The organism is Marinobacterium iners DSM 11526, from assembly GCF_900107855.1.
Lineage (GTDB): Bacteria > Pseudomonadota > Gammaproteobacteria > Pseudomonadales > Balneatricaceae > Marinobacterium > Marinobacterium iners.
Map to the genome: position 1 here is coordinate 180,729 of NZ_FNRJ01000003.1, position 18,027 is coordinate 198,755.

At 54.7% G+C, this 18,027-nt stretch carries 18 protein-coding genes; 4 read left to right on the forward strand and 14 right to left on the reverse strand.

Going from position 1 to position 18,027, the window contains the following annotated elements:
- Positions 1-12 precede the first annotated feature (12 nt).
- Positions 13-981, reverse strand: coding sequence for a 23S rRNA pseudouridine(955/2504/2580) synthase RluC (rluC, locus tag BLV48_RS05515; protein ID WP_091824317.1), 969 nt, complete (start codon positions 979-981; stop codon positions 13-15).
- A gap of 468 nt (positions 982-1,449) precedes the next feature.
- Here rluC and rne point away from each other — a divergent pair, with 468 nt between their 5' ends.
- Positions 1,450-4,734 (forward strand): ribonuclease E, encoded by a 3,285-nt coding sequence (rne, locus tag BLV48_RS05520; protein WP_175527592.1) that lies wholly within the window; start codon positions 1,450-1,452, stop codon positions 4,732-4,734.
- 75 nt (positions 4,735-4,809) lie between these two features.
- On the opposite strand, the gene murB is transcribed toward rne, so the two are convergent.
- The 8 genes from murB to BLV48_RS05560 all read right to left on the reverse strand — a co-directional run bounded on the left by murB (position 4,810) and on the right by BLV48_RS05560 (position 11,674).
- Positions 4,810-5,829: a UDP-N-acetylmuramate dehydrogenase gene (gene murB / locus BLV48_RS05525; RefSeq protein ID WP_091824323.1), complete on the reverse strand. Its 1,020-nt coding sequence runs from the start codon at positions 5,827-5,829 to the stop codon at positions 4,810-4,812.
- Positions 5,822-6,313, reverse strand: coding sequence for a low molecular weight protein-tyrosine-phosphatase (locus tag BLV48_RS05530; RefSeq protein ID WP_091824326.1), 492 nt, complete (start codon positions 6,311-6,313; stop codon positions 5,822-5,824). The genes murB and BLV48_RS05530 overlap by 8 nt, the downstream gene beginning before the upstream one ends.
- An 11-nt stretch (positions 6,314-6,324) precedes the next feature.
- Positions 6,325-7,092: a 3-deoxy-manno-octulosonate cytidylyltransferase gene (gene kdsB, locus BLV48_RS05535; RefSeq protein ID WP_091824329.1), complete on the reverse strand. Its 768-nt coding sequence runs from the start codon at positions 7,090-7,092 to the stop codon at positions 6,325-6,327.
- Positions 7,093-7,095: 3 nt separating this feature from the next.
- Positions 7,096-7,287, reverse strand: a complete 192-nt coding sequence (locus BLV48_RS05540; RefSeq protein WP_091824332.1) for a Trm112 family protein — start codon at positions 7,285-7,287, stop codon at positions 7,096-7,098.
- Positions 7,268-8,311: a tetraacyldisaccharide 4'-kinase gene (gene lpxK, locus BLV48_RS05545; RefSeq protein WP_254774973.1), complete on the reverse strand. Its 1,044-nt coding sequence runs from the start codon at positions 8,309-8,311 to the stop codon at positions 7,268-7,270. The genes BLV48_RS05540 and lpxK overlap by 20 nt, the downstream gene beginning before the upstream one ends.
- Positions 8,311-8,733, reverse strand: coding sequence for an ExbD/TolR family protein (locus BLV48_RS05550; RefSeq protein WP_091824338.1), 423 nt, complete (start codon positions 8,731-8,733; stop codon positions 8,311-8,313). Before BLV48_RS05550 ends, lpxK begins: the two co-directional genes overlap by 1 nt.
- Before the next feature lie 11 nt (positions 8,734-8,744).
- On the reverse strand, positions 8,745-9,365 hold the full coding sequence (locus BLV48_RS05555) for a MotA/TolQ/ExbB proton channel family protein (protein ID WP_091824341.1): 621 nt from the start codon (positions 9,363-9,365) through the stop codon (positions 8,745-8,747).
- Positions 9,366-9,427: 62 nt separating this feature from the next.
- A complete protein-coding gene (locus BLV48_RS05560; RefSeq protein ID WP_091824344.1) occupies positions 9,428-11,674 on the reverse strand; it encodes a DNA internalization-related competence protein ComEC/Rec2 in 2,247 nt (748 codons plus the stop codon).
- 43 nt (positions 11,675-11,717) lie between these two features.
- On the opposite strand from BLV48_RS05560, the gene BLV48_RS05565 reads away from it, so the two are divergent.
- Positions 11,718-12,293 carry a DUF2062 domain-containing protein gene (locus tag BLV48_RS05565; protein ID WP_254774974.1) on the forward strand — a complete coding sequence of 192 codons (576 nt, stop codon included), beginning with the start codon at positions 11,718-11,720 and terminating at the stop codon, positions 12,291-12,293.
- Positions 12,294-12,301: 8 nt separating this feature from the next.
- On the opposite strand, the gene lolD is transcribed toward BLV48_RS05565, so the two are convergent.
- Positions 12,302-12,979, reverse strand: a complete 678-nt coding sequence (lolD, locus tag BLV48_RS05570; protein WP_091824349.1) for a lipoprotein-releasing ABC transporter ATP-binding protein LolD — start codon at positions 12,977-12,979, stop codon at positions 12,302-12,304.
- Positions 12,972-14,222, reverse strand: a complete 1,251-nt coding sequence (locus BLV48_RS05575; protein WP_091824352.1) for a lipoprotein-releasing ABC transporter permease subunit — start codon at positions 14,220-14,222, stop codon at positions 12,972-12,974. The genes lolD and BLV48_RS05575 overlap by 8 nt, the downstream gene beginning before the upstream one ends.
- A 106-nt stretch (positions 14,223-14,328) precedes the next feature.
- Here BLV48_RS05575 and BLV48_RS05580 point away from each other — a divergent pair, with 106 nt between their 5' ends.
- Complete coding sequence (locus BLV48_RS05580; RefSeq protein WP_175527593.1) at positions 14,329-14,892, forward strand: PilZ domain-containing protein; 564 nt, start codon at positions 14,329-14,331, stop codon at positions 14,890-14,892.
- Positions 14,893-14,894: 2 nt separating this feature from the next.
- Entirely contained in the window at positions 14,895-15,191 is a 297-nt protein-coding gene (locus tag BLV48_RS05585) for a hypothetical protein (protein ID WP_091824357.1), read from the forward strand.
- A 51-nt stretch (positions 15,192-15,242) separates the two neighbouring features.
- On the opposite strand, the gene sthA is transcribed toward BLV48_RS05585, so the two are convergent.
- From sthA to BLV48_RS05600, 3 genes are all read right to left on the reverse strand, one after another.
- Positions 15,243-16,643 (reverse strand): Si-specific NAD(P)(+) transhydrogenase, encoded by a 1,401-nt coding sequence (gene sthA, locus BLV48_RS05590; protein ID WP_091824360.1) that lies wholly within the window; start codon positions 16,641-16,643, stop codon positions 15,243-15,245.
- 90 nt (positions 16,644-16,733) lie between these two features.
- Entirely contained in the window at positions 16,734-16,970 is a 237-nt protein-coding gene (gene nqrM / locus BLV48_RS05595; protein WP_091824362.1) for a (Na+)-NQR maturation NqrM, read from the reverse strand.
- A 19-nt stretch (positions 16,971-16,989) separates the two neighbouring features.
- Positions 16,990-18,027, reverse strand: coding sequence for an FAD:protein FMN transferase (locus BLV48_RS05600; protein WP_091824559.1), 1,038 nt, complete (start codon positions 18,025-18,027; stop codon positions 16,990-16,992).

Genomic DNA, 18,027 nt, shown 5'->3' on the forward strand with positions numbered 1-18,027 from the left:
GCTTCATCCTTATCACTGCGGGTGCACAACTGAGAGTTGCTGTAGCGAAGTCGCTGTCGCTTCGTCCAGAGGCGCATCGACCTGCAGTTTGTCACCATCAGGCAGAGTTAGTTCAAGGCGGGCTGCATGCAGCATGAGGCGCCTCAACCCAAGCTGACGAAAGCCGCTGTTATCCTCGTCGGGAGTATACTTGCTGTCACCAACTATCGGGTGCCCTGCAAATTGCGTGTGAACCCTGATTTGATGAGTGCGTCCTGTCAGAGGTCTTGCCTCCACCAGAGTCGCAAGATCCCCAAAGCGCTGCAACACCTTAAACGACGTAATGGAAGCTTTGCCGTCAGGGTGTACTTTGACCATGCGCTCCCCCGATTTGAGTTCAAATCTCTGTAGCGGCGCATCCACCTGGTTACAGCGAGCCGTCCAGCGACCAACCACCAGCGCGTGGTAAATCTTGCGAATCTTGCGCTCTCTCAATGCTTCATGAAGGTATCGCAGCATACTGCGTTTCTTGGCAACCATGATGCAGCCTGATGTATCGCGGTCGAGCCGATGCACCAGCTCGAGGAAGCGGCAATCTGGCCGCACCTGCCGCAAGGCTTCAATCAGGCCAAGGCTAACGCCGCTGCCGCCATGAACAGCAAGCCCGGCGGGCTTGTTGATGATCAACAGGCTGTCACTTTCGTACAGAATGGCCTCTTCCAGATGATCTGCCAGACCTTGCCCGACAGGCGCGGCCTCGCCACGCTGCGCTGTTCTGATCGGTGGTATGCGTACTACATCACCCGATTCCAGCCGAGTGTCCGGCTTTACTCGTTTCTTGTTAACACGGATCTCGCCCTTGCGAAGAATCCTGTAAATCAGACTCTTGGGTACACCTTTTAATGCAGTGCGCAAAAAGTTATCGACTCGCTGGCCGGCTTGATCCACATCCACTTCCAGATAACGGACCTGATGCTGCTCATTTTCTGCTGTATGCGTCATAAAGACGAACTGACTCTCAATTGATGCCTATGGGGTTAGCTGTTATATTCTACCGATGCCGCAGGCGGTTGGCTTTAGTAAATTTGGAATCCATGCAGCCGGCCCCGCCATTTAATTCAGGATGAGTGGCCGCTCAAGACCCCGACCCACGGCAGAATACTGAGATCCCAACATGGGGTCACAAACTTTTTACGTAACGCTTTCACGGCCTTCGCCTGACAGGAAGGTCCAGTTGGAGGTGAAGACGCACACTGACCAGGAACCTGCCCGCACCATCAGGGCAGCCACAGCCAGAACCTATAACGACATGGGTCAGCGTTTCCTTCACCGCCGATATGCAGTACGCCGTTTGCGTGACTGCAGGCAAGACTGCCACCCGCGGCTGCCAATCCAAAGACTGGACATCAGACTCTTTACCCTCTGCTTGCGCAGGGCGTAAAGCGTTGCGTTTATGAGAACGCACACAACATGAAAAGAATGCTTATCAACGCAACTCAGCCCGAAGAGTTGCGCGTTGCGCTGGTTGACGGCCAGCGTCTGTTCGATCTGGATATAGAATCCGACAGTCGCGAACAGAAAAAAGCCAACATCTACAAAGGCCGCATCACCCGGGTTGAACCCAGCCTGGAGGCGGCTTTTGTTGATTTTGGTGCAGAGCGCCATGGCTTTTTGCCGCTTAAAGAGATCGCCCGCGAATACTTCTGCAAGCAGCCCGAACGTGGCCAGCGTCCCAATATCAAGGAAATGGTCAAGGAAGGCACTGAGGTCATCGTTCAGGTCGATAAGGAAGAGCGTGGCAATAAAGGGGCAGCGCTGACCACTTTCATCAGCCTTGCTGGTCGCTATCTTGTTCTGATGCCTAACAACCCACGTGCCGGCGGCATTTCTCGCCGCATCGAGGGTGACGACCGCGCTCAGCTCAAGGAGGCGCTGTCAGGTGTCAATATCCCTGACGGCATGGGCGCCATTGTGCGCACCGCTGGCATTGGTCGCAGTTCTGAAGAACTGCAGTGGGATCTGGATTACCTGATTACCCTTTGGGATGCCGTCAAGGAGGTTAATCAGCGCCCTGCTCCCTTCCTGGTCTATCAGGAAAGCAACGTGGTCATTCGCGCCATCCGTGATTACCTGCGCGCTGACATCGGCGAAGTGCTGATTGACAACCCAACCGTGTACGAACAGGCCGTTCTGTTTGCACAGCAGGTGATGCCGAGTTACGAGAACCGCATCAAGCTGTACAAGGAGCAGACTCCGCTGTTCAACCGTTTCCAGATTGAAAGCCAGATCGAGACCGCGTTTGAACGCGAAGTCAAACTGCCTTCCGGTGGCTCCATTGTTATCGATCCCACTGAAGCGCTGGTATCTATCGACATCAACTCTGCCCGCGCAACCCGCGGTGGTGACATCGAAGAAACCGCATTACAGACCAACCTGGAGGCGGCCGAGGAGATCGCACGCCAGCTTCGCCTGCGTGATATCGGCGGACTTATCGTAATCGATTTCATCGATATGACGCCGATCAAAAACCAGCGTGAAGTGGAGAACCGCCTGCGCGATTCACTCAAACTTGACCGCGCCCGCGTTCAGATGGGACGAATTTCACGCTTCGGTCTGCTTGAAATGTCACGTCAGCGTCTTCGTCCTTCACTGAGTGAGTCTCGTGGCATGGTCTGTCCGCGCTGCCACGGTCAGGGGACTATTCGCGATACGGAATCACTGGCACTGTCGATTCTGCGCCTGATTGAAGAAGAATCCTCCAAGGATCGCACATCACAGATTCGTGCCATCCTGCCAGTCACCGTTGCCACCTATCTGCTCAACGAAAAACGTCATGAGGTGCACAACGCCGAACTGCGTCATCAAGTGCGTGTCGTTATCGTACCCAACCCGAACATGGAAACACCGCACTACGAAGTGGTTCGCCTGCGTGACGATCATACAATTGCCACCACCCATGATGCGAGCTACACCCTGCAGCCAGAGATCGAGGTAGAAACACCTGATCCTGGTCGTGTCGTGCCGGTGAAGCGCGAGCAGGCTGCCGTGAAAGCGGTTGTACCACCCACTCGCGCACCACAGGGAAAAACCGAAGCAAACACTCCCGTGGCAGCTCCTGAAAAGCCCACTGCCCAGACCCCGTCTGTCACAGCAGCACCTGCCGCCGCTTCGGCTTCTTTTGGTGAACGCGTACTGACTACATTGCGCACTCTGTTCGGAGGCAAGGCCGAGTCTGCTCCAGCCAAGGATAATAAGCAGGAAGCGCAGCCCGGTATCTCAGGCAATAATGATGCAAACGACAACCGCACCAGCCGAGGCAATCGTGACAGCGGTCGTGACAATAAGCGCCGCGCACGCGAGCGCCGCGAGAATGATCGTCGCCGTAACAGCCGTGAGCGTCGTGACAGCGATGAGGTGATTACGGTTGAACGTGATGCCAATCTGCCACCGATTGGCGAAACCGGCAACGGAGACAAAGAGAAGAAAGAAAACAATGGCCGCAGCCGCCGCCGTCGCAGTCGCAACCGTCGCGATGAGCAGTCACCCCGTCAGGAGAATACCGCAGCTGAGGACAACCAGAGCAGCAATACACCTGAAAGCAAGTCTGAGGCACTGCAATCTCAAGCACCCCAGGCGGAGGTAACAGAAGAAGGTAGCCGCAGCCGTCGTCGTGGACGCCGTCGTCGCAACACCGAACAACGCAGCGCCACTCGTACACCTCTACCTCAGGAAATGCGTGACGAAAAGGCTGAAGACGAAATTCAGACTCTGCTTGCTGAAGACAAGATCACCAATGCTACCTTGGCAGTGCCTGATGATGCTGCTGAGCAAACTGAAGTGGTGACGGCCGAGGTCAGCCCTGCAGCGATGCACGATTCTGCAGAGCAGGTACACGCTGCCGCCAAGCCGCAAGTCGCTGAGACAGCCACTGAAGCGGTAGAGACCTTGGCTATCGAAAACGAGCCTTCGACAGCACAACAAGAGTCGTCTACCAAAGAGGAAGCCGTTTCGGCAGCCACTTCTGCTGAAGCAGTGCCGGATGTACCAGCACCGGAAGAGACTGCGACATCATCTGCCACGGAAGCCGAGCCAGCTGATGAACAGCCCTCTGCTGTAGAAAAAGCTGCAGCAGCCGAGCAGTCTGCTTCAGTCGACACTGCCACTGAAGCGGAAAGCAACGAGCAGGCCGATAACAGCAGCGAGCGAAAGCGCTCCAGTCGTTCACGTGGACGTGACCGTCGTGGTCGTGGCAAGTCTCGTCAGGATAAGACTGCCGATGCAGAACAGACCCAGCCTGCGACTGATGCCGAAAACAGTTCGGCTGCAGAAATGGTGGAAGAATCAGCGCAGGCTGTGCCTGACACCGCTGTCGAGCTGTTTGCCCAGAGCGAGGACGACACACCCAAGGTGGCTGTTGAGTCCCCCGCTACCGATCAGCACAGTGATCAGGAAGCGAACCGGAATGAGGCTGCAGAAATAGACCCGGCTACAGTGGAAACTCTTGCGGTAAAAGCGGAGCTGCAGCCAGCTGAGTCTGAGTCTGAGTCTGAGTCTGAGTCTGATAATCAGCAGCCTGCTGCAGCCGAAGAAAAAGCTGAAGCTGAAGCTGAAACTGAAGCCAATGAGACAAAGGCCGAGGCAGACGATACAGCGTCTACCAAGCCCGTGTCTCGCCGCCGTGCTCGTCGTGCGCCCAATGACCCACGCGAAGTGCGCCGTCGTCAGCAGGCAGACAATAAGGACGGTGACCTGTAAAGCTCACAGATAAAAAAACCGCAGCGGCGAACGCCCCTGCGGTTTTTTTTATCCGTTAGTTACTGCACATTGCGATCAGGGATAAAAACGTGGCTCCGGTTCCAGAATGACGCCGAAACGCTCCTGCACCACCTTTTGCACATGCATGGATAGATGTTCAATATCCTCACGGTGAGCAGCGCCAAGATTTACCAGCACCAGCGCTTGCTGGGCAAACACGCCAGCGCGATCGAGGGCAAACCCTTTCAGACCACATTGATCGATCAGCCAGCCTGCAGCCAGTTTATAACCACCGGTGTCAGCATAGGCAACGAGATTCTGGAACCGATGCTTCAGTTGCTCATACTTCTCAACCGATACCACCGGGTTCTTGAAAAAGCTGCCGGCATTACCGATGTCTAAGGGGTCAGGCAGTTTCGTACGACGGATTCTACACACTGTATCGAATACACGCTCCGATGTGACAGGACCGTCGCCAAGCCCATCTCTCAGGCCTGCATAGCTCACTTCCGCTGTGAACTGCCGCGCAAGGCAAAACTCCACAGCCGTGATAACGTACCGCTCAGGCTCACTGCTTTTAAACAGGCTGTCTCGGTAACCAAATCGACACGCCTCTGGGGTCAGGTCACGCTGGCGGTGCTCGTGTCGATCAAACACTTCGACTGCACTGATTCGATCCTTCAGCTCAACCCCGTAGGCACCGATATTTTGTACCGGTGCCGCTCCAACGGTTCCAGGTATCAGGGCAAGATTCTCAAGTCCGTAGAGTCCCTGCCTGATTGACCTTTCAACTGTTGCATGCCAATTTTCCCCGGCCCCTACACGCAAACGGACATGATCTCCCGGCAGGTCAGACAATTGCCACCCACGAATCATTATCCGCGCAACAAGCCCCGGCACACGATCAGCCAGCACCAGATTGCTGCCGCCACCAAGCAGCAACAGCGGCATAGGGTGATGTTTCAACCACTGCTCCAGTTGCTTCAACTGATCAGCGGCATGAATTTCAGTGTAGTACTCAGCCACTGCTGGCAGCCCGAACGTATTCAGGGCCTGCAAGGGATATTCAGTCCTGAATTGTAGCGATTCAGTCACGGCACCCACCAGAGCGCAGGTGTCGCAACAGGCCTGCAGAAGCCGCCTCTACCAAATCGAGTACCTCATCGAAGCCTTGTTCACCGGAGGTGTAATAGGGGTCTGGCACTTCGCGAACACGGCTGTTGGCTGCAAATTCCAGAAACAGGCCAAGATGGCCACGAAAGTCTGTAGGGCAGCGCCTGCGAAGCTCGCGCAGGTTGGCGTCATCCATCGCCAGAATATAGTCAAACCGACCAAAATCCTCATCCTCAACAGTCCGAGCACGCAAGTGCTCAAGTGAGTACCCCCGCCGTGCCGCTGCGGCTCGAGTACGTGGGTCCGGCGCCTTGCCAACATGCCAGTCACCGGTACCCGCCGAGTCAACATCAACCCTCATGCCGCCATTGTCTTGACTCAACAAATGCTCAAACACGCCATGTGCCGTTGGTGATCTGCAGATATTGCCTAAGCAAACAAAAAGAATGCGCGTTGGTTTAGTCATCCCTACCCCTGCTATTTAAGTACCAACAGCTGGCGGATGCGTTCCAGATCTTCAGGCGTATCAACCCCTGCAGGCGGTGTTTCATCAGCCGCATCCACATGGATGCCAACACCATTCCAGAGTGCACGCAGCTGTTCCAGGCATTCGGTCTGTTCCAAGGGTGCTGGTGGCCAACGAACAAAGTCATTCAGCAACTTGACCCGATAGGCATACAGGCCAATATGCCTTTGCCAGGAAAAACCTTCCGGCATTGTGGACCGACCTACCTCGCTCATGAAGCTGTCACGCGGCCAAGGTATTGGTGCGCGACTGAAATACAGTGCCATGCCCTGGTGGTCGGTCACCACCTTGACTACGTTGGGGTTGACTAGCGCATCAACCGTTTCGATCGGCTCGGACAGGGTTGCAATTCCAGCCATCGGCAGTGCCATAAGGTTGTGTGCAACCTGGTTGATGATTCTGGGTGGAATCAAGGGTTCATCGCCCTGAACGTTCACCACAATATCGTCGGCGTAAAACCCCAGCTTGTGAACGACCTCCTGCAGCCGGTCAGTACCGGAAGGATGGTCGTCTGAAGTCATGCATACTTCAGCGCCAAAGTTCTGGGCAACATGTGCAATACGCTCATCATCCGTTGCAATGATGACGCGAACTGCTTCACTTTCACAGGCACGCTCATAGACATGTTGCAACATCGGTTTGCCGGCAAGATCCGCCAGCGGCTTGCCAGGAAAGCGGCTGGAAGCATATCGAGCAGGAATGACAACTGAAAAACTCATGGCTTACTTGCTCTCTTTGAGTCGTTCATCGGTCGTCAGGGTACGAGCCTCGGACTCCAGCATGACCGGAATATCGTCTCTGATCGGGTAGGCCAGGCCGCTGGCACGGCAGATCAGCTCATTGCTTTCCCTGTTCCACTCAAGCGGTGCCTTGGAGACTGGGCAAACGAGAATATCAAGCAGTTTCGGATCCATCTTTGTGTCCTGTGGGTTGTGCCGACCTGGAGGTCAGGCGTGTCAGCAAGGTCTGCTCTACATGAGCATCCAGCTGGGCATCCACTCTAAGAGCCCAGCCATTGGCAAGATCGAACTGGCTGCATTTTACCGCATCTTTCTCGGTCATGATCAACGGTAACCCGGATCCAAAGCTGAGTGCATCTTCATTCAGGTTTGCATGGTCAGCCATAGGGTGCTCAATAGGATCAAAACCCAGTTCACGCAGAGTTTGAAAAAAACGGGCCGGGTTACCAATACCAGCTACCGCATCGACACGTCGCTCAAGTGGCCAGGTATCGGCCGTTATCGCGTCACCACCAGCAAGCGGATACAATTTTCCAGCTTCAAGATTCATTGGGCACCATGGCAGGCGAAGATCAGTCAGCTGCTTTCGTGCGGTTGGTGAAAGCGGGCCATTGACGACCACGAGATCCACCAGCTGCAGCCGTTCTGGAGGCTCACGCAGAGGTCCCTCCGGCAGACAGCGCCCATTGCCAAGCCCTCGAGCACCGTCTATCACTGCGATTTCAACCGTACGCGGCAATGCATAGTGCTGCAGGCCATCGTCACTGATCAGAACATCGCAGGCATGATGCTGCAGAAGCTCACGTGCAGCCGCAACACGATTCGGATCAATATACAGTGGCACTCCTGTTCGCCGCACTATCAGACAGGGCTCATCCCCCCCTTCCCGGGCTGAAGTAGAAGATGTAACTGGCCATGGGTAGCACGCCGGCTTGGCGCCATAGCCTCGACTGATAACGCCCGGTGTCCAGCCATGTCTTCGCAGCAGTTCAATCAGCGCGATGGTTAGAGGAGTCTTGCCCGTTCCCCCTACACTGATATTGCCCACGATGATCACAGGGACCGGCAGCTGATTTTCCGCGGACGCTTCGAAGCGGCTCGAAAACCTCTTGCGGGAAACCCGCTCCACCAGCGCTGACAGTGGTCTCAGCAACTTCAACCAACGGGCATTGCGATACCAGGCAGAGGCTAGTGACATCAGTCGGCGCTGGTTTTTTGAGTGGTGATGCTGAGCTTGCTGAAACCCAGCTTTCCGGCTACATCCATGACGGTAACCACCGACTGGTGTGCCGCCTGGGCATCTGCCGTGATAATGAATGGCACGTCGCGCGCCTCACCCGCGAGCTTGAGCAACGCTCGGCGCAGGGTCAGGGCATCGCTGCTCACCAAAGATTCGCCATTGATTGTGTACTGCCCTTCAGCTCCTACAACTACATCAATGCTGCCTGTCTGTTGCTGGGCTTCTCCTTCCGCAGAAGCTTCCGGCAAACTGATGGTCAGGTGAGCTTCGCGCGTGAAGGTGGTGGATATCATAAAGAAAATCAGCAGCAGAAAGACCACATCAATCAATGGTGTCAGGTTGATATTGATCTCTTCCCTGCGTTGACGTTGAAATTTCACCCTGGACTCCGTTAGCGAATATCAACTTCACGATCACCATGGATCGCTTCGACCAGCTTGATCGATTCCTGCTCCATGGTCAGTACCAGAGAGTCGACGCGCCGCTGGAAATAACGGTGCATGACCAGGGCGGGGATGGCAACAGACAAACCTGCCGCCGTGGTTATCAATGCCTCGGAGATGCCACCAGCCAGCACCCCGGCGTTACCGGTACCCTGAATCATGATCTCCGTGAACACCTTGATCATGCCAATAACAGTACCCAACAGACCCAGCAGTGGTGTTATGGCAGCAATGGTCCCCAGAGGGTTCAGGAACCGCTCCATATCGTGCACCACATGTGAGGCTTCTTCCTGGATACTCTCTTTCATGATGTCACGACCATGACGGGAGTTGTTCATGCCCGCCACAATGATGCGCCCGAGTGGGCTTTCCTGTCGGATAACACTCATGTACTCGGCAGTGAGAGTACCACTGCGCGTCATCTCCCAGACTTGGGCCAACAGTCCCGGGGGAGTAATTTTCCGTGGGCGCAACACCATCAGCCGCTCCAGGCAGATAGCCAGCGCAACCACTGAACAGGCAACAATTGGCAGCATCAGCCAGCCACCAGCGACAATAAGTTCAAACACCTTCAGATCACCTCCTGTTGATTGAAATAACTCTAACACAGCCCCATAGGCAGGAGTAGGCGTTAACCAGCTGTCCAGTAACGCTTTTTAAGTTCTCTGTGTGAGATCACGCTACAGCTGTCACTGTCAGCTTTCAGCAGCAGCGCACCCTGCCTTGCAGTACTGCTCCAGGGGATGTCGCGGTTCTCGATGCGTTCAATGACATCGGCATGCGGATGACCGAAGCGATTGCCATTTCCGGCACTGATCACAACATGTTCTGGCATGGCGTAATCCAATAACGCCCCTGCAGTGGAATCACGACTGCCATGATGCCCCGCTACCAGCCAGGTAACCGGTTCAACCTTCCCTGACGACAGCAGGCGATATTCACCACTCTGACTCAGATCACCGGTCAGCAGCAGTGAACAGCGCCCATTGCTGACCCTCAATACACAGGAGCGATCATTGCTGCTGAGGTCTGCATAGTCCCCGAAGGGGTCCAGCAAGGTGAACGAGATGTTCCCTATTTGCCAGCTGCCGCTGCGACACTCCTGCACCTGTGCATTGGGAAGCTCTTCACCTCCCAGCAACGTACCGATTGCATATCCCTGCCGCAGCGCTGCAAAACCTCCGCTGTGATCCGCATCTGCGTGACTGACTACCACCCACTCAAGTTCAGGGCGAGCCTGGCTGCGAAGATAGGGCTCCACTGTATATGCAAAGGCTGAACGTCCATTACCAAATCCGGGACCGGTGTCGTAGAGAAGGCGGCCCTCTGCCGTTTCAATCAGGATTGCCTGCCCTTGGCCAACATCAAATACCCAGGCATTGAAATGCCCTCTTGATGGCTGAGACACAGGCTGAACAAGCAACGGCAAACAGGGCAACAGTGCGATGGCCCGTATTCGAAACGGCAGCGGCAGTAATATGATTGCTGAACCCAAAATGGCCAGCACCAGCAACGTCAGACTCGGGCGACCGACCTGCAGCAACAGACCTGGAATCTGTGCAGCCCATTGCAGCAGCCCCCAGATCATCTCAAGGTTCCAGTTCAACAGCGTCGCGGCATCAGGCCACTGAAGCACTAACAGAAGCAGAACCGGCAGCGCCCAGATCGTGGCCGAGATCCAAGGCACGGCAATGAGATTCATCACAATCCCCGCCGGACTGAGCTGATTGAAGTTCATAACCATAACCAGAGACATGCCAGCAAACAGTGTCAGCTGTAATCGCCACCACTCTCCGGGCAAGCGTAACCAGACACAGGAGAGCGGCTGCTGCCGGCGTTGCTGCAGCTGCCAGAGAATCAGTGCCACCGCGCCAAAGGAAAGCCACAGTCCCGGCTCCAATATCGCCAGCGGCTGTACGGATACTATCACCAGCAACGAAAGCTTTAGGCGCTGCCAGCCTGACAGGCTCAACAATTGCCAGTTACCCAGCAGAAACACAACAAGCATTAGCCACGCGCGCTGTACCGGTAATCCCCAGCCTGCCAGTGCCGCATACAGAGTCGCCAGCAGCAAGGCAGCAGCGGTTGGCAGCCAGCGACTGCACCCCATCCAACCGCACAACTGCAGGGGCACCGCGATCAGCCGTCCAAACAGCCAGCCCAGCGTTGCCATTACGGCAATATGCAAACCACTGACGACCAGTAAATGTGCAGTTCCGGTGCGGCGCAGCCATTCCCAGTGCTGATCATCTAGCCCTGTGCGATCACCAATGATCAATGCACTTAAGGTGTTTGCTGCCTGTGGTTCAAATTGCTCGTGCAGCCAGTTTTTGACTCTCATACGCACCACACCCACACCGAAAGATTCTGCAGGTTTATGCTTCACAAGCGTGCGGATATACCCGCGCGCATCAAGACCCGAAGCAAGGTAGTAGCGTTCAGTATCTCTTGCTTCGGGGTTGTGTAGTCCCCTTGGAGCGCGAAGACGTATGACGGCCTTGATCTCATCACCAAAGCCGAAACGGATATCAGTATGGTAAACACTGAGCCGAATGCGTCGCAGCCGTTGATGAGTGGGTAAATCCGACTCTACAGTCAGGACGGCAAGCTCAAATACCTGCCGCTGGTCATCGTGCTGAACCAGACTGTCCACTAGACCGGAAATCTGCAGATCCTGCGCTTGAGGGCTAGATGGCAAACGATGATGCAACTGCCAGGCCCCCCAAATAGCAGCAACAGCCACACCAAGGAGATAAAACAGAAGCGATTGGCGAAGCCGCTTGAAGCGCAATAGTAGCAGCAACAGAGCCAACAATGCGGCATAGGTCAGTGACGGCAACAGTGCTACTGTAAGAATTCCGCCGATATACGCGATCATCCTTGATCTCCGAGTTGGCTTGGCAGAGCACAGGCGTCATAATGTGGCCACTTTCAGACTCTGGTCGCGACTGTTTCTCATGCCTCGAAAGCTGATCCGAAAATTCATGCCCGACGAACACAAGCTGCGCAACCACCGTCACTTGGGTTGGCTCGGCCGTCATCTGCATGACCCCAACCTCTGGCACCTCACACGCAAGTCCGTTGCGCGTGCCTTTTTGGTGGGGCTTTTCTGTGCATTCCTGCCCATACCAGGGCAGATGTTGGTCGCGGCACTGATCGCCGTGCTGGTCTCCAGCAATCTGCCGATATCAGTCGGGCTGGTGTTTATTACCAATCCTCTGACAATGCCGCCCATCTTTTATCTTTCCTACCGTCTCGGCGTTTGGGTGCTGGGCATTGAACGCGGCATTGCCAGTGAGCACAGCTGGAACCTGCAGACCCTTCAGACCGAGCTTACCTCCATCTGGTGGCCCCTTTTAGTGGGCTCCATCATATGCGGGGTTCTCAGCGGCCTGATCGGTTACTTTCTGATAAACCGTTTCTGGATCTGGCATGTCAACAAGAGCTGGCGCCGCCGCATACTGTCACGCAGCCGCCGACCAAAGGACAATACCTGAGCAAGGATTCAGGCGTCAAAACGCCCATCCACCAGCTCATACACGCGCCCCATTCTTTCAGCCAGCTGCATGTCATGTGTCACAATAACAAATGCCGTATCAAGCGTCTGATTAAGCTCATCCAAGTAGTGTTGAACATCAGCCGCCGTATGTCGGTCCAGGTTGCCGGTAGGCTCATCCATCAAGACACAGGCTGGCTCCATCACCAATGCTCTGGCAATAGCCACACGTTGACGCTCCCCGCCACTGAGCTGGGCTGGCTTGTGCGCAAGCCTGTGCCCAAGACCAACCCGCACCAGTGACTGCTCGGCACGTTCGATCGCCTGTTTGGAGTTCATATCTCCGATTAGAAGTGGCATTGCCACATTTTCCAGTGCCGTAAACTCATGCAGCAAGTGATGAAACTGATACACAAACCCAAGCGACTGGTTACGCAAACGACATCGTTGCGTTTCGGAAATCGAGTACAACGCCTGACCTGCCACTTCAACTTCACCACTATCCGGCGTATCTAATCCGCCGAGGATATTCAATAGGGTACTTTTGCCGCTGCCCGAACTACCCACTATGGCTACGCGCTCTCCCACAGCGACGGTCAGACTAATGTCGTGCAACACTTCGACTGTATTACCCGCTTCTTCATAACGCTTGTTGATATTACGACAGCTGAGCACTGGCTCACTCATAACGCAGGGCCTCCGCGGGCTGGGTTCGTGATGCTCTCCAGGCTGGATAAAGCGTGGCGACAAAGCTAATCAGGAGAGCGGCAGAGGTAATAAGCCCAACATCCGACCACACCAGCTCAGAGGGCAGGTAACTGATAAAATAGACCTCGGATGACAGAAACTGGATTCCCAGCATGCGCTCAACCCAAGCCACCAGGTCAGTCACGGTCAGTGCCAATGTGACCCCAAGCCCAACGCCGAGTGCCGTTCCAATGAAGCCGATCAAAACGCCCTGCACCATAAAAATCCGCAGGATACTGGCAGGAGTTGCGCCCATGGTGCGCAAAATCGCAATATCCGAACGCTTGTCTGTGACTACCATCACCAGTGTGGACACAATATTGAACGCAGCCACAAACACAATCAAAAGCAACAGCAACGCAATCATGCGCTTTTCCATCTGAATGGCCTGAAACAGGTTGCCGTGGGTGCGGGTCCAGTCGCTGACATAAAACGGCCGTTCCTGCGCCATTGCTACCCTTCTGGCAAGCTCTGGTGCCTTGAACAGATCGTCCAGTTTAAGCCGGAGTCCATCCACCCGCCCCGGCTGCATTCGCTTGAGTCTGGCGGCATCGTCGATATGGATATACGCCAGATTGGCATCCAGTTCGGCACCCACCGAGAACAGGCCCGCCACCGTAAAACGTTTCATGCGGGGAACCACACCTGCCACACTGACCGAAGCTTCGGGCAACACCAGTGTCACCTTGTCACCCACACTGACACCAAGAAACCTGGCAAGCAACTCGCCCAACACGATGTTGTACTCCCCCGCCTGCAGTAACCCGGTCTCACCCTGCTGCATATGATCGCTGATTATCGACACTTCATTCTCAACCCGTGGGTCGATGCCATTGACCTGCACGCCCTGTACTCGACCATAACTGGTCAACATGCCCTGGGCCTGGACAAACGGCGCTACACCAGCTACTCCTGGCTCGAGACGAATTTCCGTGGCCAGCTCTTGCCAGCCATCAAGACCTTCATCTCCATAGGCCCCAAGCGTGGCATGCGGCACCATGCCGAGAATGCGCTGACGAAGCTCGCGGTCAAATCCATTCATGACAGAGAGCACCAGAATGAGCGCCGCCACGCCCAGCATCAGCCCGAGCATCGATACAAGTGAAATGAAGGAGATGAAATGATTCCCGCGTCTGGCTGCGGTATAACGCAGTCCGACAAAAAGCGACAAAGGTCTGTACATGTGGCCGGTTTCAATCACTGTTGTGGCCGCAGCTCTAACAGCAGCGACACTATGTTGGTTATACTGAATGTTACGCGATTCTATCACTAACCGCAGGAGTATTAACGTGTCTGAAAGGCGTCAATACTATCGGATCGATCATCCGGTCATCATTGAACACAAATGTGTCAGTGACGAGGATGTGGCTCATTCAAATCAGCCGTTCCAATTTGAGGTATCTGCCTATTTTTCATTGCAGGCACAATTGCACGCAATCGATGCCGAATGTAGCCATTATCTGCACCGGATCAGTGAGAGCTCTGCCCCCCTGAGCGCCTACCTCCAGTCCCTTAACAGAAAGATAGAACTGATTGCACAAGCACTGACTGCCGACAGCCTGAAGCTGGACCAAGGGGAACCTCAGTTCATCAACCTAAGTGAAGGCGGCATCAATTTTTTGTCTCAGCAGTCACTGGAGCCGGGACAGGCACTGGCCCTTAAACTGGTATTCACCGAGTCAAGGCTTGGCATGATGCTCTATGCTCGTGTGATTCGTTCCGAGGCCCAGGCCGAAGGCTTCGAAGTTGCTGCAGAGTTCCTGCATATGCCTGAAAACTGTCGCACCCAGCTTGCCCGCCTGATTCTTGAAGCACAGGCTCGACAACGCCAGAACGAGCTCTATCAGGAATGAGCATGAATAATGTCCCCACACCTACGCCTCATCCAAAACTCTACCTGCTGGCCATGGGAGCCGGTTTTGCCGGTCTGATTGCATGGTTCGTGATTGGGCGTTCACTGGGCATATTGGACTGGATAAGCGGCCTGTTTCCTGAGTCACATGCAGGCGCCGGACTTATGGTCGCCATCATGGCACTGATGACACCCGGCTTTCTGCTGTGGAAATACTATAACCGTTGGATTGAAAAGCGTCTCAAGGTGAAGGGGCGTTATTACGAAGATGGTGTCTATCTGCCTCCAAAGCAGAAATGAAACAGCCGGGCTGGGCCCGGCTGAAAAACCCAACACACCAAAGTCGGTTGCTTAAAGGTTCGCAACCCTGTTGAGCCCGGAAATAGCAGCAACACGGTAGGCTTCAGCCATGGTCGGATAGTTGAAGGTTGTGTTGATGAAATATTTCAGTGTATTCGCCTCACCCGACTGGCTCATGATCGCCTGGCCAATGTGAATGATCTCCGAAGCCTGATCGCCAAAACAGTGGATACCAAGAATCTGAAACGTTTCACGATGGAAGAGCACCTTCAGCATGCCTACAGGTTCACCGGAAATCTGGGCACGTGCCGTGTCCTTGAAGAACGCCTGCCCAACTTCATAGGGCACACATTCCGCTGTCAGCTCCTCTTCTGTTTTGCCGATGGAGCTGATCTCCGGGATGGTATAGATGCCGGTCGGGACATCATTGATATAGCGGAAATCATCCGCTGACAACATGTCAGCCGATGCAGACCGCCCCTGATCCAGGGCAGCCGATGCCAGGCTCGGCCAACCGATCACATCACCGACCGCATACACCCCATCGGCCTCGGTGCGATAGTGTTCATCGACTGCCAACTGACCCCGGCTGTTGGCTTCAAGTCCAATCTTGTCGAGCCCCAGACCCGCCGTATTGCCACTGCGGCCATTGCACCAGAGAAACGCATCGGCACGTATCTTCTTACCGGATTGCAATTCGATGGTGACACCATGCGCATCGCCGGTAACCGATTTGTAGTCTTCGTTATGACGAATTTTTACAGCGTTGTTGCGCAGGTGATAGCTCAACGCATCGGAGATTTCATCATCAAGGAATGAAAGCAGTCGATCACGCATATCAATCAGGTCAACCTTAACCCCAAGACCACTGAAAATGGACGCGTATTCACAGCCTATGACGCCGGCGCCAAAAATCACCAGCGTACGCGGTGTGTGACTCAGCTTGAGAATGGTATCGGAGTTATAAATACGCGGATGCGCGAAATCGATATCCGGTGGGCACCAGGGACTGGAGCCGGTTGCGATCACAAAGTTACGGCTGCGCAAGGTTTCCTTCGAATTGTGCTCTCCCGCTACTTCAATCTCACCAGGCTTCTGGAAGTGAGCGCGGCCGAAAAACACATCAACCCGGTTGCGGGCGTAGAAATTGGTCCGCAGCATAACCTGATTGGAGATTACCTTCTCCGCACGCTTTAGCACCTTGGGAAAAGAAAACCAGCGTGGCTCGCCGATATCACGGAACATGGGGTTAGTGTTGAACTCAATGATCTGCTTGACCGAGTGTCGCAATGCCTTGGAGGGAATCGTGCCCTTGTGAGTACAGTTCCCGCCCACGGTATTCTGTTCTTCGACTATGGCAACACGGCGGCCCTGCTTGGCAGCATTGATCGCAGCGCCTTCGCCAGCCGGACCGGAGCCAATCACAACGACATCATAGTCATACACAGCCATTACTTTCCCCTTAGTAGAAAACGAGATCGGAGCCAACTACTCCGCCCTTGGTTGTTGACCAAGCATAGAGATACTGCTGGCAACAACCAATTAGCTTTTAGATTTAACCTCATAGGCAAGATCACCACCAACATTGCCCTGTTGGCGCTCCTGCTCTTCATCACACTTGTTCGGATCACCGCCACAAATGTCACATACGGTATCCATGCCAACGGCACTCATGCCGCCACAGGAACCGGTAATTGGCTTACGCCCCATCAACACCCCCACAGACATGGCTGTGATGATCAACAGCAGCGCAGCGAAGGTCAGAATCATGGTTTCCATTACATACCTCCGAGCATTATCAGTTCAGATAGGCCTCAAAATCAGGCGTGGCGCGGGTTATAAACCCCTCAGCACCCTTGCTTATGAAAAAGGCTTTCACATTATGTTCGATAGCAAAATTGTACCCCTGTTCCTCTCCCATCACCATGAGTGCAGTGGCAAGTGCGTCTGCTTCTGCACAAGTGGGCCTGATCACCGTTACCGAAGCCAGGCGGTGAGTGATGGGGCGCGCGGTGCGGGGATCAATGGTATGGGAGTAACGTACACCATCTTCTTCAAAATAATTACGATAATCGCCTGACGTCGCGACCGCATCACTTTCAAGGCTTATAATCGTCTGAGCCACACGCTCAACGCCGGCCACAGGCGCCTCGATCGCAAGCTTCCAGGCTGAACCGTCCGGTTTAAGCCCCTCTGCTCGCAATTCACCTCCAATTTCAACCAGGTAGCGATCAACTCCCTCTTGCTCCAGCAGATTGGCCAGTGCGTCTACACCATAGCCCTTGGCGATTGCTGAAAGGTCAATGTACTGCTCACCGAGACGCCGAACCTGTCGGGTTGCAGGTATCAGCTCAACAAACCGGTACCCAATCCGCTCCCGCAAATGTTCAATCTGCTCGTCCGTCGGTGCATGTATTATCCGGCCATCCGGCCCAAACCCCCAGAGGTTCACAAGCGGGCCTACGGTTACATCAAACGCACCGTCGGTCCACTCACTGATCCGTTGCGACTCCTGCAGTACAAACATCAGCTCGGCAGGAATAGTCTGAGCATAACCAAGCTCAACACTATTGAGTTTCGACAGCTCCGAGTCGTCAATGTAGGTCGACATTTGACGATTGACTTCAGCCAGCAAAGCACCGGCCTTGGCACGAATCGAGGCAACACGGGTGTCATCCTCGGCAACCCACTTCACACTAAAGCTGGTTCCCATCGTTAAACCGTCAAAGGAAACAATGCGCTCTCGGGGGCGACTGTCACACCCCAGCAGCCCCAAAACAAAAACGGCCAGCAGCGAAGCTGCCAGCCATTTTGTCAGACGTATCTGATTAGCCAT